The organism is Fictibacillus nanhaiensis (genome assembly GCF_036213205.1).
GTDB classification, from domain to species: Bacteria; Bacillota; Bacilli; order Bacillales; family Fictibacillaceae; genus Fictibacillus; species Fictibacillus nanhaiensis_E.
Genome location: NZ_JARMFC010000027.1, coordinates 1 through 24,585, shown reverse-complemented (window position 1 = coordinate 24,585; position 24,585 = coordinate 1). Strand labels below are relative to the sequence as shown.

At 37.8% G+C, this 24,585-nt stretch carries 20 protein-coding genes; 16 read left to right on the top strand and 4 right to left on the bottom strand.

Annotation, left to right across the window (positions count from 1 at the left end; translation table 11 throughout):
* Window positions 1–425 (top strand): hypothetical protein (locus P4V41_RS19965; RefSeq protein WP_328086888.1); only part of this gene is annotated, 425 nt, incomplete at its 5' end.
* A 235-nt stretch (window positions 426–660) separates the two neighbouring features.
* Window positions 661–2,181, top strand: a complete 1,521-nt coding sequence (locus P4V41_RS19960; protein WP_328086886.1) for an MDR family MFS transporter — start codon at window positions 661–663, stop codon at window positions 2,179–2,181.
* 49 nt (window positions 2,182–2,230) lie between these two features.
* On the opposite strand, the gene P4V41_RS19955 is transcribed toward P4V41_RS19960, so the two are convergent.
* A complete protein-coding gene (locus P4V41_RS19955) occupies window positions 2,231–2,881 on the bottom strand; it encodes a hypothetical protein (protein ID WP_328086883.1) in 651 nt (216 codons plus the stop codon).
* Window positions 2,882–3,510: 629 nt separating this feature from the next.
* Here P4V41_RS19955 and P4V41_RS19950 point away from each other — a divergent pair.
* From P4V41_RS19950 to P4V41_RS19940, 3 genes are all read left to right on the top strand, one after another.
* The gene (locus P4V41_RS19950; RefSeq protein WP_328086894.1) at window positions 3,511–4,863 is read left to right on the top strand and encodes a hemolysin family protein; all 1,353 of its coding nucleotides are present in this window, start codon (window positions 3,511–3,513) and stop codon (window positions 4,861–4,863) included.
* Between the two features lie 235 nt (window positions 4,864–5,098).
* Window positions 5,099–5,344 (top strand): hypothetical protein, encoded by a 246-nt coding sequence (locus P4V41_RS19945; RefSeq protein WP_328086881.1) that lies wholly within the window; start codon window positions 5,099–5,101, stop codon window positions 5,342–5,344.
* A 135-nt stretch (window positions 5,345–5,479) separates the two neighbouring features.
* Window positions 5,480–7,300, top strand: a complete 1,821-nt coding sequence (locus P4V41_RS19940; protein WP_328086879.1) for a PAS domain S-box protein — start codon at window positions 5,480–5,482, stop codon at window positions 7,298–7,300.
* Window positions 7,301–7,374: 74 nt separating this feature from the next.
* On the opposite strand, the gene P4V41_RS19935 is transcribed toward P4V41_RS19940, so the two are convergent.
* A complete protein-coding gene (locus tag P4V41_RS19935; protein WP_328086878.1) occupies window positions 7,375–7,530 on the bottom strand; it encodes a hypothetical protein in 156 nt (51 codons plus the stop codon).
* 294 nt (window positions 7,531–7,824) lie between these two features.
* On the opposite strand from P4V41_RS19935, the gene P4V41_RS19930 reads away from it, so the two are divergent.
* Complete coding sequence (locus tag P4V41_RS19930; protein ID WP_328086877.1) at window positions 7,825–9,573, top strand: alkaline phosphatase; 1,749 nt, start codon at window positions 7,825–7,827, stop codon at window positions 9,571–9,573.
* 217 nt (window positions 9,574–9,790) lie between these two features.
* Window positions 9,791–11,476, top strand: a complete 1,686-nt coding sequence (locus P4V41_RS19925; protein ID WP_328086875.1) for a metallophosphoesterase family protein — start codon at window positions 9,791–9,793, stop codon at window positions 11,474–11,476.
* A gap of 233 nt (window positions 11,477–11,709) precedes the next feature.
* On the opposite strand, the gene P4V41_RS19920 is transcribed toward P4V41_RS19925, so the two are convergent.
* Window positions 11,710–13,806 (bottom strand): DNA topoisomerase III, encoded by a 2,097-nt coding sequence (locus tag P4V41_RS19920; protein WP_328086874.1) that lies wholly within the window; start codon window positions 13,804–13,806, stop codon window positions 11,710–11,712.
* 102 nt (window positions 13,807–13,908) lie between these two features.
* Here P4V41_RS19920 and P4V41_RS19915 point away from each other — a divergent pair, with 102 nt between their 5' ends.
* The 6 genes from P4V41_RS19915 to P4V41_RS19890 all read left to right on the top strand — a co-directional run bounded on the left by P4V41_RS19915 (window position 13,909) and on the right by P4V41_RS19890 (window position 18,991).
* Entirely contained in the window at window positions 13,909–14,814 is a 906-nt protein-coding gene (locus P4V41_RS19915; protein ID WP_328086873.1) for an alpha/beta hydrolase, read from the top strand.
* A 120-nt stretch (window positions 14,815–14,934) separates the two neighbouring features.
* Window positions 14,935–16,170 (top strand): MFS transporter, encoded by a 1,236-nt coding sequence (locus P4V41_RS19910; protein WP_328086892.1) that lies wholly within the window; start codon window positions 14,935–14,937, stop codon window positions 16,168–16,170.
* 186 nt (window positions 16,171–16,356) lie between these two features.
* On the top strand, window positions 16,357–16,899 hold the full coding sequence (locus tag P4V41_RS19905; protein ID WP_419181339.1) for a bifunctional transcriptional activator/DNA repair enzyme AdaA: 543 nt from the start codon (window positions 16,357–16,359) through the stop codon (window positions 16,897–16,899).
* Window positions 16,899–17,792, top strand: coding sequence for a DNA-3-methyladenine glycosylase (locus P4V41_RS19900; RefSeq protein ID WP_328086871.1), 894 nt, complete (start codon window positions 16,899–16,901; stop codon window positions 17,790–17,792). Before P4V41_RS19905 ends, P4V41_RS19900 begins: the two co-directional genes overlap by 1 nt.
* On the top strand, window positions 17,785–18,273 hold the full coding sequence (locus P4V41_RS19895) for a methylated-DNA--[protein]-cysteine S-methyltransferase (protein WP_328086868.1): 489 nt from the start codon (window positions 17,785–17,787) through the stop codon (window positions 18,271–18,273). The genes P4V41_RS19900 and P4V41_RS19895 overlap by 8 nt, the downstream gene beginning before the upstream one ends.
* A 181-nt stretch (window positions 18,274–18,454) precedes the next feature.
* A complete protein-coding gene (locus tag P4V41_RS19890; RefSeq protein WP_328086867.1) occupies window positions 18,455–18,991 on the top strand; it encodes a hypothetical protein in 537 nt (178 codons plus the stop codon).
* Window positions 18,992–19,511: 520 nt separating this feature from the next.
* Here P4V41_RS19890 and P4V41_RS19885 read toward each other — a convergent pair.
* Entirely contained in the window at window positions 19,512–20,690 is a 1,179-nt protein-coding gene (locus P4V41_RS19885; protein ID WP_137790303.1) for a NupC/NupG family nucleoside CNT transporter, read from the bottom strand.
* Between the two features lie 190 nt (window positions 20,691–20,880).
* Here P4V41_RS19885 and P4V41_RS19880 point away from each other — a divergent pair, with 190 nt between their 5' ends.
* From P4V41_RS19880 to helD, 3 genes are all read left to right on the top strand, one after another.
* Window positions 20,881–21,444 carry an isochorismatase family protein gene (locus tag P4V41_RS19880; RefSeq protein ID WP_328086865.1) on the top strand — a complete coding sequence of 188 codons (564 nt, stop codon included), beginning with the start codon at window positions 20,881–20,883 and terminating at the stop codon, window positions 21,442–21,444.
* A gap of 87 nt (window positions 21,445–21,531) precedes the next feature.
* Window positions 21,532–22,005, top strand: coding sequence for a DinB family protein (locus P4V41_RS19875; RefSeq protein ID WP_328086864.1), 474 nt, complete (start codon window positions 21,532–21,534; stop codon window positions 22,003–22,005).
* Window positions 22,006–22,210: 205 nt separating this feature from the next.
* Window positions 22,211–24,526 (top strand): RNA polymerase recycling motor HelD, encoded by a 2,316-nt coding sequence (helD, locus tag P4V41_RS19870; protein ID WP_328086863.1) that lies wholly within the window; start codon window positions 22,211–22,213, stop codon window positions 24,524–24,526.
* Window positions 24,527–24,585: the final 59 nt, after the last annotated feature.

Here is a 24,585-nt window from a genome sequence, read left to right as displayed (position 1 = left end):
ATTCTTCATTGATGGCTGACACTGGTCTATGGGCAGGAGTAGAAGCAACTGAGGAAGACGAAGAGTCAAGTGCGAAAGTAGATGTAGGCACAGATGTGATGGCGACTGTTATGTCTGATGAAGAACAAAATCGCACTTCTTTAAGCACAATGCTTAACACGGATGCAGCACTTTCCTTGTCTTCTGAAGATGAGCTTGAAAATACTTCTCTTATGTTAAATACTTCAATCATGGCAGACTTAATGAGTTCATTTGATGAAGATGAAGATCGTTCTTCATTACATTCTTCATTAGACACTGGTCTAGAACTTGGACTTAATAGTGATGATGAAGACCGTGGTTTAAATCTAAATCTTTGGACAGGCATAATGCTAGATGCAATGTACGAAGGACAAGATAGTAAAGGTTCTATCCTAGAACTTTAATAGAATAATAATTAAAGAGACGGCAGACGTGCTGTCTCTTTTTCTTTGGTAAGAAATAAGAGTGTGGATAAATTCTCAAAAATGTAAATTAACTATTTTTATAGGTTATTATGTAGAAAACACCCTTAGTAAATGGAGAGAATTAGCGAAGGAAATAAATTGTTGGGGGACAGTCCCTCATGTATACTTAAGTTTATTAAGTATACATGAGGGTGTTAGGTTAGGAGATGGCGCTATGGTGCATAAAGAAACAAATCTAAAGTTAGTCGTAGCGGGGTTATTGCTTGGGATTTTGATGGCTGCGATGGACAATACCATTGTTGCAACCGCGATGGGGACGATTGTAGCAGACCTAGGTGGTTTCGATAAATTCGTTTGGGTTACAGGCTCATATATGGTGGCAGTAATGGCTGGGATGCCTATTTACGGTAAATTGTCTGATATGTATGGCAGAAAACGGTTCTTCATTTTTGGACTTGTCGTTTTCCTTATCGGTTCTGCCCTTTGTGGTCTTGCTCAAAGTATGGAGCAACTGATAGCGTTTAGAGCGATTCAAGGTATCGGTGGGGGAGCACTGATGCCGATCGCCTTTACAATTGTTTTTGATATTTTCCCTCCAGAAAAGAGAGGGAAGATGACAGGGCTTCTGGGAGCAGTCTTTGGAACTTCAAGTGTTCTTGGACCTTTACTTGGAGCGTTTATTACAGATGCGATAAGCTGGCATTGGGTGTTCTATATTAATGTTCCAATTGGTGCGGCTTCGTTTTACTTAATTTTTCGTTATTATAAAGAAACCCTTGAACACCGTGAACTAAAGATTGACTGGTGGGGTGCGATCACACTTGTTATCGCAGTGGTTAGTCTAATGTTTGCTCTTGAACTTGGTGGCAAAACGTATGCATGGGATTCATCACAGATCGTAGCTTTATTTACGATATTCACTGTTTTTTTCATCGTGTTCTTTGCTGTAGAACAGAAAGCATCCGAACCGATTATTTCATTTTGGATGTTTAAGGAGAGGCTTTTTGCTACTTCTCAGATTCTAGGTTTTCTGTACGGTGGAACATTCATTATTCTAGCTGTGTTTATTCCTATTTTCGTTCAAGCGGTTTATGGAGGTTCTGCAACAAGTGCAGGCTTAATTCTAACACCAATGATGTTAGGTTCTGTTGCTGGAAGTATGATTGGTGGTATTTTTCAAACCAAAACCAGCTTTCGTAACCTCATGATCGTATCCGTCATTTCTTATTTCACTGGCATGTATATGCTAAGTGGCATGACACCGGATACTTCTAGAATGATGCTTACATTTTTTATGGTGACTGTAGGATTTGGAATGGGCTTCTCGTTCTCTTTATTACCTGCAGCAACGATCAATAAAATGGAGTTTCGTTATAGAGGTTCAGCCAACTCTACGAATGCCTTTTTACGCTCATTAGGTATGACACTTGGTGTAACCATTTTTGGAGCACTTCAAAATCGAATTTTTTATGAAAAAATAAGTGAGAATTTAAAAGGCTTTGCAGGTCAAGGTGCTGCAACATTTAAAGAGATTGATCCACAAAAAGTATTTCAAGCAGGAGAGCGCTCTAAAATACCTCCTGAAGTTTTAGATGGAATAACAGCTTCCATGTCTGCGTCTATTACGACTGTTTTCACTTATGCATTGATTCCAATCGTATTATCAGCTGTTGTCATAATGTTTATGGGGAATGAACGGGTAGAGACATCTAGAAAAAATACAGAATCAAATTAAAAGTAGGAAAGAGCTTGGGATGAAAGTATCCTAAGCTCTTTTCAACTGTTTATGCAACACGAGTTGCTTGTTTTTCTTTTTTCGGAACAATCGTATAAGACAAAGAAACAACGATATCAATAGCAAGTATCAGCGCCCAAATTCGTGTAACGTTATTAGCAACATCGTTTTTGTAGAACAAATCAGTATCCGTTGTGTCGTACCAATCTTTGAAGAGAGTGTCTGGTTGTATAGTTGATACGGCATCTGAAAGGCCGAATAATAGCCAAAAGACACATTGAATCGTGATAAATAAACAAATGCGCTTGTAAAGGTTTCTTCTTTCTTGCTTCGCGTGTTGCATCCCGTACAGTGGTGTTGAAGCAGGAAGATCGGGTTCAGGCAATTCGCGCATTTTGGCAACTTTTCGCTGTATAAAGCGATCTATCTTCTGAAAATCGCTCTTTCCATATAAAAACGCATAAGCAATCACAACTAGAATAATGATTTGATAGGAGGAGAATTCTCCAGTTCTTAAATAATCGAAATAACCCATAGCGGCAATCCATAGATCATTTATGAGGAAAAGAATGAAGAATGCAGTGCTTAATTTCTTTAAATTGAACCAATAACGTACCACAAGAAAAGATAAGGTAGAAATCCAAAATACGGTCTCGGCCAAAATGAGAAATACCCACTTATGTTCTAGTACAAAATCCATTTGATGTTCATCCTTTCTTTGAAGCAATGTAAAAACAGTATCCAAGCCATTTTAAGAATACCACTTAAAAATGGGTAAGTCTCCCATATTTAGTATCATTTTTCTTAAGTATTGCGTGATAATTACCAGGAAGAAAATGTGAATATCATCTATTCAGATACAGTTTCTGAATGAGGGGCAGCATTCGTAAGACGTTAATTGTTATCGAAATCTTATTGCTATTTGTAGTAGGATCAATCAATAACAATGGAAATGAAGAAGAGTTGATGAGTGTACTAAGATTACAACGAACATAAAGAATCATTTAGTCATTGGGTAACGGGTAGTTTGGATTATTTTAAACCTAGTCGAAACTCATACAGATTAGCAATTGAAGATTTACTATTATAATAAAGAAGAATTGACTTGTATTGAAAAAAGAAGAAGACTTAGACACTGTGGAAATTTCGGAATCATCAACTTTATTTAAAGCTTAGAAATGATAAATGTAAAATACAAGTAAGTTGTTTTATTAAGTAAGTTTTTCAATTCTATGATATACTTTTTCTTGATTATAAAAATTTATAACACTTAGGAGGTGACAACTTATATTCCAGTAACTTGGGGTATAAGGAGTCTTTTTGGACAGTTTGACCTTATTGAAATTACTTGCAGTAGCCGTACTTATTCTACTAACCGCTTTTTTCGTAGCAGCAGAATTTGCGATTGTTAAGATTCGTAAATCAAGAATTGATCAACTTGCTGAAGAAGGTAACAAACGAGCGATTGCAGCACAAAAGGTTATTTCCAACCTTGATGGATCACTCTCAGCCTGTCAGTTAGGTATTACAATTACAGCTTTAGGATTAGGTTGGTTAGGTGAACCTACGGTAGAAGCAATTCTTGGTCCTGTATTTGAACAGATGGATTTAAGCCCTGCAATTGTGCACACATTATCATTTGCGATTGCTTTTGCATCCATCACTTTTTTACATGTTGTACTTGGTGAGCTTGCACCAAAAACAGTAGCTATTCAAAAAGCTGAAACAATCAGCTTATTGTTATCACCTGCATTGATTGGGTTCTATAGAATTATGTATCCATTCATTTGGTTCTTGAACGGTAGTGCGCAGCTTTTAGTAAGAATGTTTGGTTTGAAACCAGCTTCCGAACATGATATGGCGCATACTGAAGAGGAGCTTCGTTTAATCTTAAGTGAGAGCTACAAAAGTGGTGAAATCAATAAATCTGAGTTCAGTTATGTAGAAAAGGTATTCGAATTTGACGACAGAACTGCAAAAGAGATTATGGTCCCTCGTACTGAAATGATTTGTCTTTATGAAGATAATACCGTTGCAGAAAATATTAATATAATTGCAGAAGAAAAATATACACGTTACCCTGTTGTAGGGGAAGATAAAGATAATGTTCTTGGTATGGTGAACGCGAAAGAAGTATTTTTCGATTTGATCAAAGGAAAAGAATACCCTCTTGAACATTACATTCGACCAACATTGAGCGTTTTTGAAAATACACCGATTAAAGAAACACTTTTAAAGCTTCAGAAAAAAGGCTTTCATATGGCTGTTTTAGTTGATGAATATGGTGGAACAGCAGGTATTGTTACCATTGAAGATATTTTGGAAGAGCTTGTTGGTGAAATCCGTGATGAATTTGATGAAGATGAATCACCAATGATTCATGCAGTCAGTCCAAATGTTAAACACTTTGACGGTAAAGTATTAATCGCAGAAGTGAACGACATTTATGGAGTACAAATTGATGATAGTGAGCTTGATACCATTGGCGGATGGGTACTTTCACAGAATTCAGAAATACAAGAAAATCAGGTCATTTCGTATGAAGACTATGATTTTAAGGTAATCGAAATTGATGGTCATCAAGTAAAAAAAATTGAGATTACGAAAAGACTAAACCATGATGAGATAAATTCTACATCATCCCAACAATTAGAGCACAATTTAGTTGAAAAAGAAGCTTAAGTAATAAGAGGTCAGCCTAATAGGTTGGTCTCTTATTTTTTATATTTGTCTAATAATGAAAAAGTATGTGAGGTTGTTGTCCGCTATTTTTACTATATACTTCTAATTTCCCAGGAAATCGACTAAAATTGACAGAATATATTGACAAATTTATAGTGATTATTTACTATTTAAATAACTAAACTTTTAAGATAAAACTAAAAGGGGATGAAAGATTAAAAGGGGGCTGGAGGAGATGGTAAGTACACCGAAATGCCGCTTTATTCGTTTAATAATTGGTAATGAAGTATTGGATATTGATATATTTCTTTACACCGAAAAAGTAACGGTAGTGGTAAGTATGCTCTATTATAAACATGACCATATAATCATGTCCTCTCACACAGCCCCTGATCGAAAAAGTGCATTAAAACATGCCTTCCATGCTTTTTATGAAACAAAATTCATCTACGATCAAAAACATCTATCAGTTATGAACTAATTGAGCTGAAGCATTAATTTGAAAATAGTAAGAATATTTTTGAAAAAATATCTTTATTTGCAAAAGAACATATGTTTATAATTTAGGTAATCATGAACGAAACGTTTTGATTAACGTTTTTAATGGAGGGTGGGTATGGAAACTTCAGATGGTCAAGTATTAGGAGACAGCCTTTTCATTAATCAAATGAAAACATACGCCAATCAATTTGAACATTCTGAAACACCTTTTCTTATCCAGAAAGATCGAGTATGGGTTTATGTAAATCCTGCTGCAAGAAATATATTAGAAGCGGAAGAAGATATAATTGGTCAGCTGATATGGAAGAACCTCCCTAATGAGCTGCATTCTTTAGTGGAAGAAAGAATTAAAACATGTGACAGCGGTATCGCCCCTAAACCTAGTGAACAAACATGGATTACACAAAAAGGAAATAGAATTCAATTAGAGGTAATCGGTTTTCCCCTCTTTTTCTCATCACACGCCACACAAATCATTATTCGCAATTTAACGCAACAGCACCTTGAAAAGAAAGAGACTCTTGATCATTTAAAGCTTATAACTGAGAATATGATAGATATTATAGGGATTGTTAGTCGTGAAGGAATCTTTACCTACTTGACCCCTTCCTATTTTTGGGTTACTGGTCATGCTCAAAGTGAAGCGATAGGCACTACTCCATTTGACCTTGTTCATCCAGATGATAGAGCTAGAGTAATACAGGATTTTACTCGAATGCTTATGAACCAAACACCTCTTACAATTGAATATAGATATAGGAAGAAGGATGGGAGTTATATTTGGTTGGAGTCAAAGGGAACGCCTATCAATCATAATCAAAAACTCTCGGCAATCGTTGCTTCTCGAGATATAACGAAGAAAAAAGAAGCAGAAGCTGCTTTACGAAAGAATGAATTTAAGCATCGAATCATACTTGATCATAGCAATGATTTGATATGCTCGGTTGATCCAAACGGAAACTATTTATACGCTTCACTTTCTTATAAAAGTATATTAGGAATTGAACCAAGCTCATTACTTGGAACAAATGCTTTGAATTGTATCCACTTGGAGGATCATAAGAACGTAGAGAAATACATTAAATTAGTTGCAGCACTAGAAAATCCGCTTCCTCTTGTTTATCGAAAGATGCATGCTTCAGGTCACCCTGTTTTGTTAGAGGGTAAAGGAATGCCGATGGTGACTGATGAAGGTGACATTGAGGGGATCGTTTTTATATCTCGTGATATTACAGAAAAGAAAAAAGCAGATGAGTATATTCGGAATAGTGAGAAGCTTGCAGTGCTAGGAGAACTAGCTGCTGGTGTTGCTCATGAAATCAGAAATCCACTAACATCAATCAAAGGATTATTCTCTCTAATGAAGAGTAGTGAGATCGATCAAAATAAAACCTTTTTGTATAATGAAGTGATCTGTGATGAACTTCATAGGATTGAATCCATCGTGAATGAATTTATGGCATTAGCTAAGCCAGACGCTACTCAATATATGAAGAATGTGAACATCATTCAACTTTTGCAAAACACAGTTATGTTATTAACATCTGAAGCTAATCTATATAATGTTGAGATTCGATTATTGTTTAAAGAGAAAGATCTTTTTGTTTCTTGCGAAAAGAACCAGATTAAACAAGTCTTTATCAATGTAATTAAAAATGCGATTGAAGCTATGAATAATGGTGGAATTCTCACGATAGCAATTGAAGAAACGACTGATCAGCAAATCAAACTTATCTTTGTAGATAATGGGATTGGCATAGAGGAAGAGCGTTTGAAGAGCATTGGTGTTCCTTTCTTCACCAATAAGGAAAAAGGAATCGGGCTTGGTCTTACGGTTAGTAATAAAATTATTACGGAGCATAAGGGACATCTAAAAGTAGAAAGTTACCCTGGTAAAGGAACAACTGTTTCGATCACATTGCGAAAAACAAAATAACCTGGAATATAGAGCTGCTTAACTTCGTGTTAAGCAGCTTTTAGTATACTGCTCGTATCTTACAAATGAAACTTTTAAATTCCATCAAAGAGTCTAAATACACTTCTACCAAGAAGGCGAATCAGCCATATGAGCAGTTCAGGAATAACTAATAAAAGATCAATCAAAAAGTCTAGCCATGTGTATGTTTCATTGTTGTACTTCTTTTTCTTTTTGCGCCTAAGTGCCATTGAGCCATCACCTATTTCTTTAATAAAGATAAAAAACTTTTTACTTTAACTAAGAATTATATATATGTTGTAAAGATTTTATAAAGAAGAACAGGTCATTTGGAGCATCAGATCTTCTATGCAAATCTGATGAAAAACTAGAGCGTCAGTTCGTGAATTTTTTATGCATATAAGATTAGTAAGTTGTTCCTATGAGTAACCTTATATACGTTTTACATAAAGAAATAGTTTCTTAATATTTCCACTCTATAATGTGCGTTGTAATAAATTCATTTAAAAGGGGTTGCATCAAGTATGGATGAAAGACCGATGGATGAATGGATTAAGAAGCTTACGGAAGACAGCTTTAAAAAAAACAAACTGAATCGCAGAACTTTTCTCTCGGGTGCCGGAAAGATTGCAGGAATTTCACTGGGACTCACACTTGCTCAGTCGCTAGGCAGCTACGAGGTGAACGCTGCACCAAAATTTAGAAATTATCCGTTCACGCTAGGGGTAGCATCTGGTGACCCATTAGCAGACAGCGTTGTTTTGTGGACAAGATTAGCACCAGATCCGTTGAATGGTGGTGGAATGCCCAATCAAGCTGTACCTGTCAAATGGGAGATTGCAGAAGATGAAAGATTCAAAATGGTTGTTCAAAAAGGAACAGAACTAGCGCGTCCTAATCTGGCTCACTCTGTACACATTGAAGTAGATGGACTTAAGGCAAATCACGTATATTATTACCGATTTAAAAGTGGATATGAGTATAGCCCTGTAGGAAGAACGAAGACTCTCCCTAGAAAAGGTACGAATGTGAAAAGCATGACATTTGCATTTGCATCTTGCCAGCAATATGAACATGGATTCTTTACAGCATATCAGCATATGTCAGAAGAAGAGTTAGATTTTGTTGTTCATCTTGGCGACTACATATATGAGTATGGACCAAATGAATATGTATCACCATCTGGCAATGTTAGAACACACAGCGGTCCTGAGATTATGACACTCGAGGACTATCGAAACAGACATGCGCAGTATCGTACAGATGGAAACCTGAAAGCGGCTCATGCAGCATTTCCTTGGGTGGTAACGTGGGATGATCATGAAGTAGAGAACAACTATGCAAACATGATCCCTGAAAAAGGACAGTCTGTTGAGGCGTTTGTAAAACGCCGTGCTGCGGGATATCAAGCGTATTATGAACACATGCCACTTCGCCGTTCATCCCTACCGCATGGAGCGGATATGATGCTCTATAGAGACTTTACTTATGGAAACTTAGCGATGTTTAACGTCATGGATACACGACAATATCGTGATGATCAAGCGAATGGGGACGGAAGCAAACCGCCTACTCCTGAATCTCAAGACCCGAATCGAACGTTAACAGGAAGTGAACAGGAACGCTGGTTGCTTCAAAATCTAGGAAACTCTAAAGCGCATTGGAATGTTCTAGCTCAGCAAGTCTTCTTTGCACAGAGAAACTATGGGACGACTGAGGCACCTCGGCTGAGTATGGATGCATGGGACGGGTATACGGCATCACGTGAACGTATCACAAACTTTATACAATCAAAGAATTTAAACAATGTTATCGTTTTAACAGGTGATGTACATGCGAGCTGGGCGTGCGACTTAAAAGCGGATTACGATGATTCGTCTTCAAATGTAATTGGAGCTGAATTTGTTGGGACATCGATCACCTCTGGTGGAAATGGTGCTGATAAGCGTTCTGATACAGATAAGATATTAGAATTGAATCCACATATAAAATTCTTCAACGATTATCGTGGATATGTAAGATGTACCATTACACCTGAAGAGTGGCGAACAGATTATAGAGTCGTTCCGTTTGTAACTTCACCAGGTGCTGCTATATCAACACGTGCTTCATTTCTCTATCAAAAAGATCAGAATGGTTTGCAGCAGGTTGGAGCAGCTGTTGTTACAGAAGGAGTTAAGGTATCTCGCGAAGTGGAAGAAGATCGAAACCGTGCTCATGGTAAAGCGCATGAGAAGCAGATGAAGAAAAATGGTGTAGAAGCTGGGCAATAAAATTAGGAGAGGAAGGATGGAAAGTCATAATCCATCCTTCTTTTTGTTTGGTTGGTATATGTGTAATGATTGAATATTAGATGAAAGAAATTTTATCTAACGTGCTTGGATTCACAGCGTGATCTTAACAATGATTAACTTATCTGTAATCAAGGGTTTATATTTTATAAATATACTTTTCATGTAGGATTAACATCTTGATAGGAGAGAGAATATAATGACGAATTCCTTTGATGAACAGAACCATGACCAAAAACCTAAGATTACGCGTAGAACGTTTATTGAACGCACAACAAAGGTAGCGGGACTTTCCCTAGGGTTAACTTTTATAAATCCAATGAGCTCACTAGACGTGCTAGCTGATAGTGGTAAAAAAATGAGACGTAACAAGTCAATACTTGTTTTTCCTGTTGTCAGTGATGTACATATGAATGAAACGTCCGATCAAACCTTCAATAAATTTAAAGAGACTCTCAAACAATTAAACCAACTCGTTCCTAAGCAAGATGCATTTGCTGTAGTAGGTGACTTAACAGACAATGGGCTGGTACCGGAATTTGAGAAGTTCAAAACGGCTTATGAAGCAAATAAACAATCAAAAGCTCTTTCGCTGATCGCAATCGGAAACCATGATTATTGGAATGGTTTACCAGAGGCTGATGCTCAGAGGCGCTTTTTAGAAGTAACTAAAATGCCGGCAATCTATTATCATAAGATTATCAAAGGATATCATTTTATTGTGCTTGGGACTGAGGACGGGGTGACAGAGGGGACATTCTCTGTTAAGCAAATCAAGTGGATGTCTGAAAAGTTAAAGCAAGCACATACTGATGATCCAGAAAAACCTATCTTTGTGTTCCATCACCAGCCGATTAAAGATACCATGTACGGAAGCGAGTGGGGATTTTCGGTAAATAGAGATTTATTTTATGACACATTAAAAAAATATCCGCAAGTCATTACATTCTCGGGCCACACTCACTATCCATTAGATGACCCTAGAATTATTCATCAAAAAGATTTTACAACGATCGGTACTTCAACTGGCGCGTATCTGTGGCTGGACGCTGGTCGTATACAAGGAGAAGTTCCTGAAGGAGCAGATATTCTAAACCAAGCTTTAATCGTTGAAGTGTATGAGAATAAGGTGTTAATTAACCGCCGTGATATCCATAATAATGATTGGACTGGTGAACCGTTTGAAATTAGTGTTCCTGCCAATAAGAATAGTTTTAAATATACGGATGCTAGAAAAGATAAAAAACCACCATTTTTTACAAACAATGCGATGCTTTCTATTGCGAACGACATGACGACAGCTACTAGTCTTTCAATTATGTTTACACAAGCAAAAGACAATCTGCTCGTTCATGATTATAAAGTAATCGTTACAAACTTAGAGACCAAAGAAGTGGCGAAAGAATATTTAGGCTTTTCCGAGTTCTATAAAGATCCTGTCCCTAATCCTCTCATTCTTAATCTTGAAGGGTTAGCACCATCTACAACTTATGATATAGAAGTGTTTGCACTCGATGCATATGGAAATATTAGTACGAATTCAATCAAGGCCATAGGCAGAACAAAGAAAGGTGAGCCAATAAAAATCACATTATCCAAAGAGAAAGTGAGCGGCATAGAGGAAACATTAGATGTGGTTGTGGAAGGTGTTAGAGCTCCTAAGAGTGACTGGGTGGGTTTGTATGAAGTAAACGAAAATCCTGGTGAGGTGGAATCGATTTGGTGGCAGTACACCGAGGTTAATGGTGGAACATCCAAAATTACGTTCAATCCGAAAAACAATGTAATTGCAGCACGATACAAACAAGGTTCTACGTATAAAATGGTTTATTTCTATGGAAGCGGTTATGATGCAGTAGCTTCTGCGACATTTAAGGTTGAGTAAAGATTGAGTAATAAGAACGTACTTAGAAATTGGACAGATTAATCGTTTGATCGGACAGATAAACACTCGAATCGGACAAATTAATCGTTTAATTGGACAGATTCGTTATGCAATCGGACAGATTAACGGTTGAAGCGTACAGATTCAATTCCCCTAAACTAAAGAAAGCTGACTTCATGAGGTCAAAACAGCAGTAACATGCTATTTTTCGGCCTCAGAAGTCAGCTTTTCGTCTATTTTTTATCTTTCATCGCTGCTTTTAATGCATCAGCCAAACTGTTTCCAAAGCCTTCGTCCTCTTTGTTGTTTGCGCTGTATTTTTTGAGCAGCTGCCGTTCTTCTCGCTTCGTTACCTTCTTTTTCTTGTCGTCTGCTTTTTCCACTACATTACATGGTTTACACTGAAAATAAGTGCCGGCTTTTCCGTTGTGAAGCTCCATCTTCTTATGACACTGTGGACAGCGTCGGTTCGATAGCTTCGGATCTTTACGGCGACGGTACGAACACTCACGATCCGAGCATACAAGCACCTTGCCATCACGGCCTTTAACTTCTTTTAAAAGTTTACTGCACTCTGGACACTTGGAACCCGTTAGATTGTGTGCTCTATATTCCTGCGAACTCGTCTTGATTTCCATTACTAGCTGCTTTGTCTGTTTTCGGATGTTCTCTAAAAACTCTTTCGGATTTCCTTTTCCGCGCGCAATTGATTCAAGTTCTTGTTCCCATTTAGCTGTGAGTTCAGGGGACTTGAGCTCGTCGTTCACAAGGTCAATCAACTGTTTTCCTTTTGGAGTTGGGTGAAGCTTATTATTTCTTCGATCAAGAACTTCAGAACCTAGCAGTCTTTCAATGATATCAGCCCGAGTAGCGGGAGTTCCTAAACTGTACTTTTCCATACGAGATAATAGATCTGCCTCTGTAAAACGTGAAGGAGGCTCTGTTAACTTTTTGTCCGCGTTCACATCTTTTACAGAAAGCGTTTGACCTTCTTTCAGATTAGCGAGTGCACGCGGGCTTTCTTCTTCTTTACCAGATAGTACTTTAAATCCTGAATCAAGTACTAGCGTTTCACGGGCCATAAACGTTTCACCCGCAACGTTTAATGTAGCGGTCAACGTTTCAGATCGGTACGCAGGGTAGAATAGAGCAAGGAATCGGCGAGCAATTAAATCGTAAAGTTTCCGTTCATCATTATCAAGATCTCCTAGGTGTAACGGTTCATCAGTCGGAATGATAGCATGGTGATCCGTTACTTTTGAATCGTTAAAAACCTTCTTAGCTACAACGGTTCCTTTGCGCTTAAGAAGGGGCTGCACTTCTTCACGATATCCAGATGACATTCCTTGAAGACGGTCGTACATCGTATTTTCCATATCCTTTGTTAAGTAGCGCGAATCTGTTCTTGGATACGTAACGAGCTTGTATTGTTCATAAAGTTTTTGTAGAACTGAAGAAGTCTTCTTAGCAGAGAAACCGAAACGACGATTGGCATCACGCTGTAATTCAGTAAGATCATAAGGCATTGGATGCGCCTCTGTTTTTTCCTTCTTTTGAAGGGAGGCGACAGTTACTTGCTGCTCTTTTACTTTTTCAACGATGTTTGTCGCTTTATTCTCATCAAAAAGACGCTTCTCACCATTATGTTCCCAAGACGCTTTTAACATGCCGATCGTCGCATCAATCGTCCAAAAGTCTTTTGGTTGAAACGAGTTAATCTCTTGCTCACGCTCTAAGATCATGGCAAGTGTCGGTGTCTGTACACGTCCAGCAGATAGCGGATCATTGTATTTCGTTGTTAAAGCTCTTGTTACGTTTAGTCCGATCAGCCAGTCTGCTTCAGAACGGCAAACGGCAGATTGATACAGGTTGTCATATTGTTTAGCGGGTTTGAGCTGGTTGAATCCATCACGAATCGCTTTATCCGTTTGAGATGAAATCCATAAACGCTTCACAGGCTTTTGCCATCTTACTTTTTCCATGATCCAGCGTGCAACGAGTTCACCTTCACGCCCAGCATCTGTTGCGATTACAAGTTCACTGATGTCTTTTCGTTTAGAAAGTTGTTCAATTGCACGAAACTGATGACTAACTTGTCGGATCACTTTTAGTCCCATATGATTTGGAATGATCGGAAGGTCCTCCAATCGCCATTGTTTATATTGTTTGTCATAGTCTTCTGGCATTTTTAACTCGATTAAATGACCAAGTGCCCACGTAACGATGTGTTTCGGTCCTTCAATATAACTTTTATTTTGTTGCTTGCAGCCTAGAACACGTGCAAGATCACGCGCCACACTCGGCTTTTCAGCAAGGATTAATTGTTTCATAGTGTACCCCTTTCAAACTTATACTCTTGTCATTATAACAGAGGCGGAAAACAGATACCGCTTGATATGAAAATGGTATAATTAAGAAAATGAGGTGAAGCTGTGATTGATTTAGTAACCGTTAATAATCATGGAATGGAAGTATTCCAAAAGGGTAACAACGGAATACCTGTTGTCATCTTACCTGGGATGGGCGTGTCTTTTGATAGCTGGCATGACGTTTGTGATTCATTAAGTGGAACAAACAGAGTGATTATGATTCATCGACCTGGTATCGGTAATAGTGAGGTCGGATTTGAAGAACGACATATCTATCAACTTACAAATGAACTGAGCGAACTGTTATTAAAACTAAAAATTGATAAAAAAGTCATATTAGTGGGTCACTCGTATGGTGGGCTGTGTGTTCAGCATTTTGTTAAGAGGTTTCCAGAGAAGGTATGCGGTGTGGTTTTGGTTGATGCATCTTCTGTTGATTCATATAAATTAGATGAGCTTGAATTGTCTTTCTTAGAAGGGCAGACAAATGAGTCATTGATCAAAGAATGGCTAGAAAAAGCAGAGCAAAGTTCTGAAGCTCTTAAGGATGAGTTGATGCCAGAATTAACGGATAGACAAAAGAAGTTACCACACGATGTACAACAAAGACTGCTTGAATTTGGTGTGAAACCTGATTTTTATAGAGCTTTAGCATCTGAGTTGAAGTGCTGGGACGAAGATGCCAAAATGATAAAACAATTAGGGACTTTTCATGACCTAAAGCTTATTGTCATCGGACGCGATCCTACATATCAAATGGAGATAGCTAAAGCTCAGAACATTCCTCTAGAGGAGATGGAGAAATTTGAATCTGTTTGGCGAGAGTTAATTATGGATCAACTTAAACTTTCCACTCAAAGTGAATTTGTAGAGGCTAAAGGTGCGGGTCACTCTGTTCATATCGATGCACCCGAAGTGATTGCTCTAGCTGTTCAGAAAATGAATAATCTCCTTCAAGCCTTTAAATAAAGCTTCTTCATTAAATACATAATTCACAAGAAAGCATACTTGAAATTAAATTTGCAAATATGATCAAATGGAGCATTTGCATTAAGGAAGGTCATTGTTTAATTAATAATTTCGGTATAACTGAGAGGAGCAAGGAACATGTGGAGAAACCGAAATTTTTTAATTTTGATGTTTGGACTTGCTGTATCTAGCACTGGTCTATGGGTAGGTATTATTGGAAATCTTGAATTTTTGCAGATGAATGTTGAATCATCATTTCTACAGGCACTAATTATTTTGGCTGGGTTCCTAGTTGGAATCTTTCTTGCACCGATGGCGGGTCGAATCATTGATCGCAGCAATAAGAAAAAGATATTAATCTACGCTGGGTTTGCTCGATGTGCGGCTATCTTCTTTATGTATTTGGCAATCGCTTCTAATAATGTTTGGTGGATGGTTGTTTATACGCTCGTTATCGGTATTTCTGGTACGTTCTCTCAGCCTGCCATGCAAACCATGTTGCCGTTGATCGTAAAAAAAGAGGAACTTCTAGATGCTAACGGTGTTAACATGAACATCTTTACAGCATCTCGAATCGTAGGGACTGCACTCGGCGGCGTGATGTTAGTTGGTATGTCACTATTTTCTTTGTATACAGTCACTCTAATTTCATATGTGATACTTCTTATTTCTACTTTCTTTTTGGATGTGGAGGAACCGCCTAAGAAAGCAGATTCCTCAGGTAGAAAGGATAATTTCTTCAGAACGCTTGGTGAATTGTATCCCATTATAAAGAATGAACGTAAAGTTGTTTATGGTATCTTTTTATTGCTTCCTGCTTACCTATTTTTATCTGGATTTAACTTAATGGTGATTGAGATTAGTGAGTTGCAGGATAATGCGGGTATAAAAGGCATTCTTTATACGACTGAAGGCGTTTGTGTATTCATTGGAACGTTTTTATCAAAGAAATTTTTTAGAGACAATCCAAAGTTAAGCTATATGTTCGCTATTACATTCATTATTGCTGCTGCACACACATCATTGTTTTTAGCTGATCATCCAATCATGTCTGTTCTTTCTTTCGGATTATTTGGTCTTGCTGCGGGAACGCTGTTTCCTGTAGTTACTACCATTTTTCAGACGGATGTTCCGTCAGACTATCACGGGAGGTTTTTCTCTATTAAAGGGATGGTTGATAATATTATCTTCCAAGTTCTGATGCTGTTAACAGGATTGTTCCTAGACACGATTGGTTTTCATAAAATGGTTATAGGGTTTGGCGTTTCATCGTTTGTCATTGCATTTGTCATCTATTATCAATACAAGACAAAGAGTGGGACAAAAAAGAAGAGTAGAGTAGCACCGATTAAGTAAATACAGGATAAATGGGAGTGGCGGATCGTCGCTCTTTTTTTATACCTTTGTTTTAGGATGTTTAACGTAAAGAAGACCATAACAGCAAGATTTAGGACGATTTTCGCAATTGAAATTGTTAAAATGATGGAAAGTTGATAGATGGAGGTGTGGTCTGTGGGTACGATACAGATGTCGTTTGATGAGATGTGGGACAAGATCATGGAATGTAACAGGTCATATGATGGTCTTTTTTATACAGCGGTAAAAACAACAAAGATTTATTGCCGTCCATCTTGTCGTTCGCGAAAACCTAAAAAGCAAAACGTAGCATTTTATGACTCTATTACTCAATGTGAGGAAGCAGGGTATCGAGCATGTAAAAGATGTCAGCCAGAGATCGAACAGTGTCCACAAATCAATCTGATTAGAAAAGCAACTAGTTTCTTAGTAAACAATCATCAAAACAGAATTCTTCTGCAAGATGTAGCGAAGTACTCTGGAGTAAGCCCATTCTATCTTGAACGATTATTTAAAGAAGAGATGAATGTTACGCCTCGAGAATATGTGGAGAATATTCGTATTGATAAAGCAGCTTATCTGTTAAGAAATACGTCAAAAACATGCCTTGAGATATGCTATGAATCAGGATTTAGGAGCGCTTCTAACTTTTATAAAACGTTTCGTACGTATAAAAATTGTTCACCAAGTGACTACCGAAAATTGCAAGAAGCGAGAGGGAACGAATAATGAGATGGACTGAATTTGATGGAAAATTAAAGATAGAGTTACCACTAGAATTTTCATATAGAGAATGTCTTGTTTTTCTTGAGAGATCACCATTAGAAGTTCTTCATCACGTACATGAAAACAACATTTACAAAGTGATCAAAATGAATGCTGAACTGATCTTGATTAAGATCAGTTACAAAGATCACGTGCTCGTAATCGAATTTCCAGATAAAGAGCCACCTAACATGGAAACGGTCGTTGAATTTATAGGAAATTGGTTTGATTTAAATAGAGATCTGTCCTTATTTTATGATGCTGTTTCAGAGGATAGCTTATTACAGCCGCTCGTAAAACGATATTTTGGTTTGCGTATGATCGGTATTCCTGATCTTTTTGAAGCATTGACTTGGGCCATTATGGGGCAGCAAATCAACTTAACTTTTGCCTATACCTTGAAGAAGAGATTGGTTAAGAGTTTTGGACAGAGTGTGGTGATACAAAAAAATGAATACTGGGCATACCCATCTCCTGAAATCATGGTAGAACTTCAGGTTGACGATCTAAGAAAACTCCAATTTACAACGCGTAAAGCGGAATATGTGATTGGTATAGCAAGAGAAATAGTTGAAGGTCGCTTGTCAAAGGGAATATTGAGATGTTCTGAAGATCCCGCTAAACGCCTGATCTCCCTTAGAGGAATCGGGCCTTGGACTGCAGATTATGTGATGATGAAATGTTTACTAAAGACGGATGCTTTTCCAGTTGCTGACGTAGGGCTGCAAAATGCTGTCATGAAACAGGTGGGATTGCAGCAGAAGCCAACGATAAAAGAATTGAAGAAACAAGCAAAAAATTGGAGTGGATGGGAAGCATACGCTACTTTTTATTTATGGAGGTCATTATATGATTAAGCACTATAATGTAGAGCTAGAATCACCCATAGGGGTAATAGAGATTATAGGTACTAAAACCGTTGTCCAATCTATCCTTTTCTTGGATAGAGAGAAAGCGATTGAGGATAAAAACGATATTCCATCTGTCCTTCTAGACTGTCGCAATCAACTATTAGAATACTTTAACGGACAAAGGCAAACTTTTACGTTTCCATTCCAATATAGCGGTACTCCTTTTCAGCACAATGTATGGAATTCACTAGTTCGTATTCCGTTCGCAGAAACTGCTTCTTATAGAGATATTGCCATCAAGCTTCAAAAAGAAAAAGCGGTTCGGGCAGTAGGGAATGCCAATGGGAAGAACAAGTTAAGTATTGTTGTTCCTTGTCATAGAATTATAGGTTCAAGCGGAAGCCTAACAGGATATGCAGGTGGCCTATGGCGAAAAGAATGGCTTTTAAACCATGAGAAAAAGGTTAAGGAAACACAATTAGTATAGAAAGATAACTTTTATATTAAAAGAAATAGAGTTTGAGTTAATGGAATAATTAGATAATTCAATCATATTAAGGCTTCAGCATTATTTATGAGAAAACGGATACATTTTAATTTACAATAGTAAGAAAAAGTATTAAAATGAGAAAGTTCCAAAAAATAGAAATATATAGGGGGCTTTCTCGATGAAAAAGTTTTTAGCGGTAACAGCTGCTGCTGTTCTTGCGCTTAGCGTAGGTTGCAGCAAGGAAGAAGAAAAACCGAAAGAAGAGGCTAAGCCAGCGGCTGCAGAGAAGAAGGAAGATGGAAATGCTGAAAAGATTACACTTCTTAACTTTGAAGGGGAGCTTATGAATCAGCTGCGCGGATACCACGCACCATTTAACGCGTATGCGGCAGGTCTTGAAAAAGAAGGCGAAGAAGCGCTTCCACAAGCAGAGCTTGATAAATTAAAAGCAGATGCAAAAGCAAGCGGTGAAAAAGCAGTTGCAGAAATTCCGTCTATTGAAGTTCCGTCTGATCTATCTAAAGAAAACCAAGAAGCTGTAAAAGGTTCTCTTGAAGAATTAAAAAAGTCTTATGAAGCACGTGTAGCTGGCTTAGAGGACGAAGCTAAAGCAACTGAAGCTGACGAGTTGTTCACAGGTTTTGAAGAAAAGTTAAACTCAGTCCACGAAGAATTAAAATTGATCCCAGGTCAATTTGCTAAAGAAGTTCAATAATTTTTTTTGATATTGCTGTCTCATGTAGAGGCAGCTTTTTTTTATGTCTTTATAAAAAAGTCTGTTTTTGTAAACTTTGTTGCTTTTAGGAGTGTTGATTTCCGTTTCAGGCTGCTCGCTTTCCGCGGGGTAGGCGGTAAGCCACTTTTGGGCGTTTCACTTTTAAGTGTCTCACCTGTCTAGTTACAGTGGCTAGCCCCTCGAGATCAAAAGTTAAATGGTCCGTCATGAGCAAAGTGCGCCTTGCTAGCCCATTCACCTTTTGCTTGTCGGGGCTGAACGAGCCACTTTCACTTTTCGGACTGCCAGCCTTAAGAAGTTCCTTGCTCCTGCGTCTACAAGTGATGCTTCGTAGTAAGCTTTCTCGTCGCATGCCTTGCAAGGAGTACCTCATGTGGAGGCACGCACCTTCCACTCCAATCGACAGTCAAAGAGTTAAATACAAAAGATATAAAAGCAACAATCTTTTAGAAAATAGCAAAAAAAAAAAGAAGCCGAAGCTCCTTTTTTAGAATTTCTTTTATAAAAACAGACCTGCAATTGCAGCAGATAAGATACTTACTAATGTTGCACCATATAGAAGTTTTAATCCAAAGCGAGCAACTGTGTTACCTTGTTCTTCGTGTAGACCTTTAACAGCACCAGTAATGATACCGATTGAAGAGAAATTGGCAAATGAAACAAGGAAAACAGAAACGATCCCAACCGTTCGATCAGACATGTCTTTCGCGTATTTTGCTAAATCAATCATCGCTACGAATTCATTCGAAACAAGTTTGGTTGCCATGATTGTACCTGCCGAGACTGCTTCTGCCCATGGGATACCAACTAGGAACGCTACTGGAGCAAATACATATCCGAGCATCGTTTGGAACGTAATCCCGAAAATCATATCAAACACATCGTTGATTAATGCGATCAATGCTACAAATCCAAGAAGCATGGCACCGACAATCACAGCAACCTTAAAGCCGTCCATGATGTACTCACCAAGCATTTCAAAAAAGGTTTGTTTTTCTTCCTCGATTTCAATGATGTCATCATCTTCAGTAACTTCATATGGATTGATGATGTTGGCGATGATAAATCCACCGAATAAGTTAAGTACGAGTGCAGTTACCACATACTTTGGATCGATCATAGCCATATATGCTCCAAGGATAGAAGCGGAAACAGTTGACATGGCAGATGTACAAAGCGTATATAAGCGATGCTTTGGTAGATGACCTAATAATTTTTTTACAGATATAAATACTTCTGATTGTCCAAAAACAGCAGAAGCGACAGCGTTATATGACTCGAGTCTTCCTAAGCCGTTCACCTTACTTAGCGCAAAACCAATCCATTTGATGATGAATGGAAGAATTCTAAAGTGTTGTGCGATCCCGATCAACACAGAAATAAAAACGATCGGCAACAAAACAGTTAAGAAAAAAGGCATTGCAGCTTCGTTTGCGAGGCCGCCGAACACAAATTCAACCCCAGCACCTGCGTAACTTAACAATTTTTCAAACAGTTTAGAGATACCTTTTATAATGACAAGGCCAACGCCTGTATTTAATAGAAAGTATGTAAGGATAAGCTGTAACCCAAGCATAACTAGGATCGGCTTATATTTGATCTTTTTGCGATCATTGCTGACAAGAAAGGCTAACAAGAAAACCGCTGCCACTCCAGCCAGAAAGATGATGTACTTCATTTTCTTTTCCTCCTAAATAACTCACTTGTTGAACCTTACTATTATTAGATAGTTTGATGTTTTTCGCAACTATAAAAAATTCCTACTTTGTTAGTATTAACCAGTTATTGAAATAAATATTTAAGTGGCAAGGATATTTGTACTTTTGGAAGAAGTATTACAGTGAGAATTGAAAAAAGGAGCGGGTAATTTGAAACAAGCTTTATTGGTTATTGATGCGCAGCAAGAACTGATTGAGGGAAATGCAAGTGAAGCGGCAGTTTATAACAAAGAAGGATTGCTTCAGAACATAAATATGGTTATTGAAAAAGCGAAGCATGCAGAAGCTTCAATTGTTTTTGTTAGAGACGTAGATGTTTCCGAGGGAAAGGGAGTAGGTTTCGAGGTTCATTCTGCAATTAATGTTCCAAAGGATGCTAAAGTTTTTGATAAGCAAGCAACGAATGCTTTCTACAACACACCATTATTGAGTTATTTAAAAGATGAAAATATCGGCCATCTCGTTCTAATGGGTTGTAAAACAGAACATTGCATTGATACTGCTTTACGATTTGCGACCGTCTCAGGCTTCGATGTCACACTTGTTGAAGATGGTCACTCTACTTCAGATTCAGAAGTGTTAAAAGCAGAACAGATCATAAGCCATCACAATAAAGTTTTGCACGGTCATTATAATGTCGACCATTTTTCTGTTGTGCGTAAGACGGATGAAGATCTATTTGCACCCATTCACGATAACTATCGATCAGAATAGATTTTAGCGCTTCAGCATAACGTTTGTCTTCAAACGATCGTACACGTATGATGAAGGATGAAAGAGCAAATTCTAAGGAGGTTTATTATGAATCAATTAACAATTCAAAACTTTGAACTAGCGAGAAGTTTCTTTCTAAAGCAATTGGATGGTATGGATGAGTCGGTAGCAGATATTCAACCCCATGGGTTCAATAATAACATCCGTTGGCACATTGGACATGTTCTCACGACCGCAGAATACTTTATGTTTGGGTTTCCAGAACATTCTTCCAACCTACCAAAGCAATATGTTGAGCTATTTAATAGAGGAACAAGCCCTGCAGATTGGAAAGGAGAAGTTCCAACACTAAAAGAACTTAAACAGCAGTTAGAAGAACAGTTAATGCGTGTAAAAGAGATGCCAGAAGAACGATTGTTTGAAAAGTTGGAGAAGCCGGTTTTCAATTTATCTACATTTGGTGAGTTAATAAATTTTACTGTTTTTCACGAAACATATCACCTCGGACAAATGCATTCGATAAAAAGAGTTATTGAACATCAAGCAGCTAAACAAGCCTAGTGTTTGGAGCACAAAAAAAACAGTGAAAACCTTTTTAGGGATTCACTGTTTTTATATATGTACTTTATATACAGAAATATGCTATTATAGAAAAGACGCACTAACTTTAAAATTTTACTTATAATTGTTCCTAATTATATTATACGATAAAATAGGAACGTGTGTCAACGATTAACTATTAAATTTTTTTGTAGGGGGAAATCGGATGACAACATGGGACCAGGAACAACAAAATGAACAAAAGCGTGTAGATCAAGTTATTCATAAACTCTCTGGTGCAACAGATAAACTTCTTGATCATCTCGGAGGAAAGAAGGCAGATGTTGTTCAAATCCGAAAAAACTTTTGGTCTGATGTTACAGTGAACCTTGAAGATGCCGACGATGCAATTGAAACGGCAGCTAGCATCAAACAGCAGTCTGAGTTATTATCTGAAATTGAACGAAGTCATACTTCTGCAGAAGCTCGACTTAAAACCTATGAAAAATTAAAAAGCTCCCCTTACTTTGGTCGAATTGATTTTAAAGAAGACGGTGAAGAGGATATAGAACAAGTCTATATCGGAATTGCATCCTATTACGATGAACCTTCAAGTACGTTCCTTGTTCATGATTGGCGTGCGCCGATTTCGAGTCTGTACTATGATCACTCTCTCGGCGAAGCTGATTTTCGTGCACCGAGTGGTACCATTGAAGGAGAGCTAGAGCTAAAAAGGCAATTTATGATTAAGAATGCTCTTATAACTGGAATGTTTGATACGGGAGAAGCAATTGGTGACGAATTGTTACAGCACGTATTAGGCAACCAAGCAAATACACAAATGAAGAGTATTGTCGCGACGATTCAAAAAGAACAAAATGCTATCATACGAAATACGGCAAGTGACTTACTTGTTGTTCAAGGTGCAGCTGGATGCGGCAAGACATCAGCAGCTCTTCAGCGTGTAGCCTTTCTGTTATACCGAGATCGAGAAACTATTCAGTCACATCATGTCGTTTTATTTTCACCAAACAACATGTTTAATAGCTATGTTGCGAACGTACTGCCTGAACTTGGTGAAGAAAACATGGAACAAACAACGTTTCACGCTTATGTGGACCATCACTTAGGAGAAGATTATTCTATAGAGACGCCGTTTGAGCAGATGGAAGAGCTTTTATCTGATCAAGGAGTTTCTAAGCGTGTAGAAGCGATACAGTTTAAAGCCTCCGTTGAATTCTTAGAAGCGATTCATCGCTATGCTGAGAAATTAAGTACGTCAGGCATGCATTTTTTAGATGTTAAATTTCGAGACCGTGTTGTGATTCGTGCTAAACAGATTAGTGAATACTTCTATTCTCTCAATCAGGAAGAAACCGTTCCTTATCGAATGAAAAAGACGGTGGCTAGGATCTTAGAAGAGCTGAAGAAAATAGAACGAAGAGAACGAAAGAAACCATGGGTTGAAAAAGAGATACAGCTTCTTGATAAAAATGTATACACAAGGCTGTATGAGAAATTAGAGGAACGAAATAAATACGGAGCTGACTCATTCAATGATCTATCGAGTGAACAAAAAGTGCTCTCGGCTTATGTGACGCGACTTGCCTTTAAATCTCTTAGAGAAAGCATCGAGCAGTTTTCGTTTATTGACATAAAGAGCTTATATGCGAAATTGTTTCAGAAAAATAAACGGTTGATCGAAGACGTGAATACTTGGAACGAAATCTGCAATCAAACATTGTTTAATCTGAAACAGAACCATTTAGCAAATGAAGATGCCACTCCACTACTTTATGTAAAAGAATTATTAGTAGGTTTTCAATCGAATGCAGCTGTTCGTCATGTTTTTATTGATGAAGCACAAGATTTTTCACCGTTTCAGTTTGCTTTTATTCAGCGTATTTTCCCAAGAGCAAACTTAACGATACTAGGTGACTTAAACCAATCGATTTACGCACATTCATCAGATGAAACGTTCAGCATGCTCAAAAACTTATTAAACAAGAAAAATCCTGAAACGATTACACTTAAAAGAAGTTATCGCTCTACAAAAGAAATCGTAGAGTTTACCAAAAGTCTTTTGAAAGACGGAAGTGAGATTATTCCGTTCAATCGTTCGGGGGAAAAACCTGTTATTGCAGCTGTAGAACGTGATGAAGATCATATTAACCAGGTTAAGGATCTTATTGGAGATTGGTTGAAAAAAGGCCATGAAACAATAGCTGTAATCTGCCGTTCGGCTAAAGAGAGCAAGGCAGTCTATGAGAAACTGAAAGATAATCTAGATGTAAGGCTTATGATTGATGAGGATGCTTCTTTTCAAAAAGGAGTGATCGTCATCCCATCTTATTTAGCAAAAGGAATTGAATTTGACGCGGTAACAATATTTGATGCATCCGGCTATCAACTTGAACGAGAGCGCAAACTGTTTTATACAGTATGTACACGTGCGATGCATGAGTTGACTGTTTTCTACTCAGGAAAACCATGCCCATTTATAGAAGGAGCATCCGAAAGTTTGTATGAGAATGTTCAGTAAAAAGTAATAGATCCGTTGTTTCTTTAAAGAAACAGCGGATTTCAGCTTGTAGACAAAGT

What these genes read in the sequence shown, in the direction of transcription:
- P4V41_RS19905 (WP_419181339.1), top strand. Translation starts at nt 16,357, where the DNA reads ATGTGGGACAAGATCATGGAATGTAACAGGTCATATGATGGTCTTTTT.
- P4V41_RS19920 (WP_328086874.1), bottom strand. Translation starts at nt 13,806, where the DNA reads ATGAAACAATTAATCCTTGCTGAAAAGCCGAGTGTGGCGCGTGATCTT.
- P4V41_RS19955 (WP_328086883.1), bottom strand. Translation starts at nt 2,881, where the DNA reads ATGGATTTTGTACTAGAACATAAGTGGGTATTTCTCATTTTGGCCGAG.
- P4V41_RS19890 (WP_328086867.1), top strand. Translation starts at nt 18,455, where the DNA reads ATGAAAAAGTTTTTAGCGGTAACAGCTGCTGCTGTTCTTGCGCTTAGC.
- P4V41_RS19960 (WP_328086886.1), top strand. Translation starts at nt 661, where the DNA reads ATGGTGCATAAAGAAACAAATCTAAAGTTAGTCGTAGCGGGGTTATTG.
- P4V41_RS19885 (WP_137790303.1), bottom strand. Translation starts at nt 20,690, where the DNA reads ATGAAGTACATCATCTTTCTGGCTGGAGTGGCAGCGGTTTTCTTGTTA.
- P4V41_RS19940 (WP_328086879.1), top strand. Translation starts at nt 5,480, where the DNA reads ATGGAAACTTCAGATGGTCAAGTATTAGGAGACAGCCTTTTCATTAAT.
- P4V41_RS19875 (WP_328086864.1), top strand. Translation starts at nt 21,532, where the DNA reads ATGAATCAATTAACAATTCAAAACTTTGAACTAGCGAGAAGTTTCTTT.
- P4V41_RS19895 (WP_328086868.1), top strand. Translation starts at nt 17,785, where the DNA reads ATGATTAAGCACTATAATGTAGAGCTAGAATCACCCATAGGGGTAATA.
- P4V41_RS19945 (WP_328086881.1), top strand. Translation starts at nt 5,099, where the DNA reads ATGGTAAGTACACCGAAATGCCGCTTTATTCGTTTAATAATTGGTAAT.
- P4V41_RS19930 (WP_328086877.1), top strand. Translation starts at nt 7,825, where the DNA reads ATGGATGAAAGACCGATGGATGAATGGATTAAGAAGCTTACGGAAGAC.
- P4V41_RS19935 (WP_328086878.1), bottom strand. Translation starts at nt 7,530, where the DNA reads ATGGCACTTAGGCGCAAAAAGAAAAAGAAGTACAACAATGAAACATAC.
- helD (WP_328086863.1), top strand. Translation starts at nt 22,211, where the DNA reads ATGACAACATGGGACCAGGAACAACAAAATGAACAAAAGCGTGTAGAT.
- P4V41_RS19900 (WP_328086871.1), top strand. Translation starts at nt 16,899, where the DNA reads ATGAGATGGACTGAATTTGATGGAAAATTAAAGATAGAGTTACCACTA.
- P4V41_RS19925 (WP_328086875.1), top strand. Translation starts at nt 9,791, where the DNA reads ATGACGAATTCCTTTGATGAACAGAACCATGACCAAAAACCTAAGATT.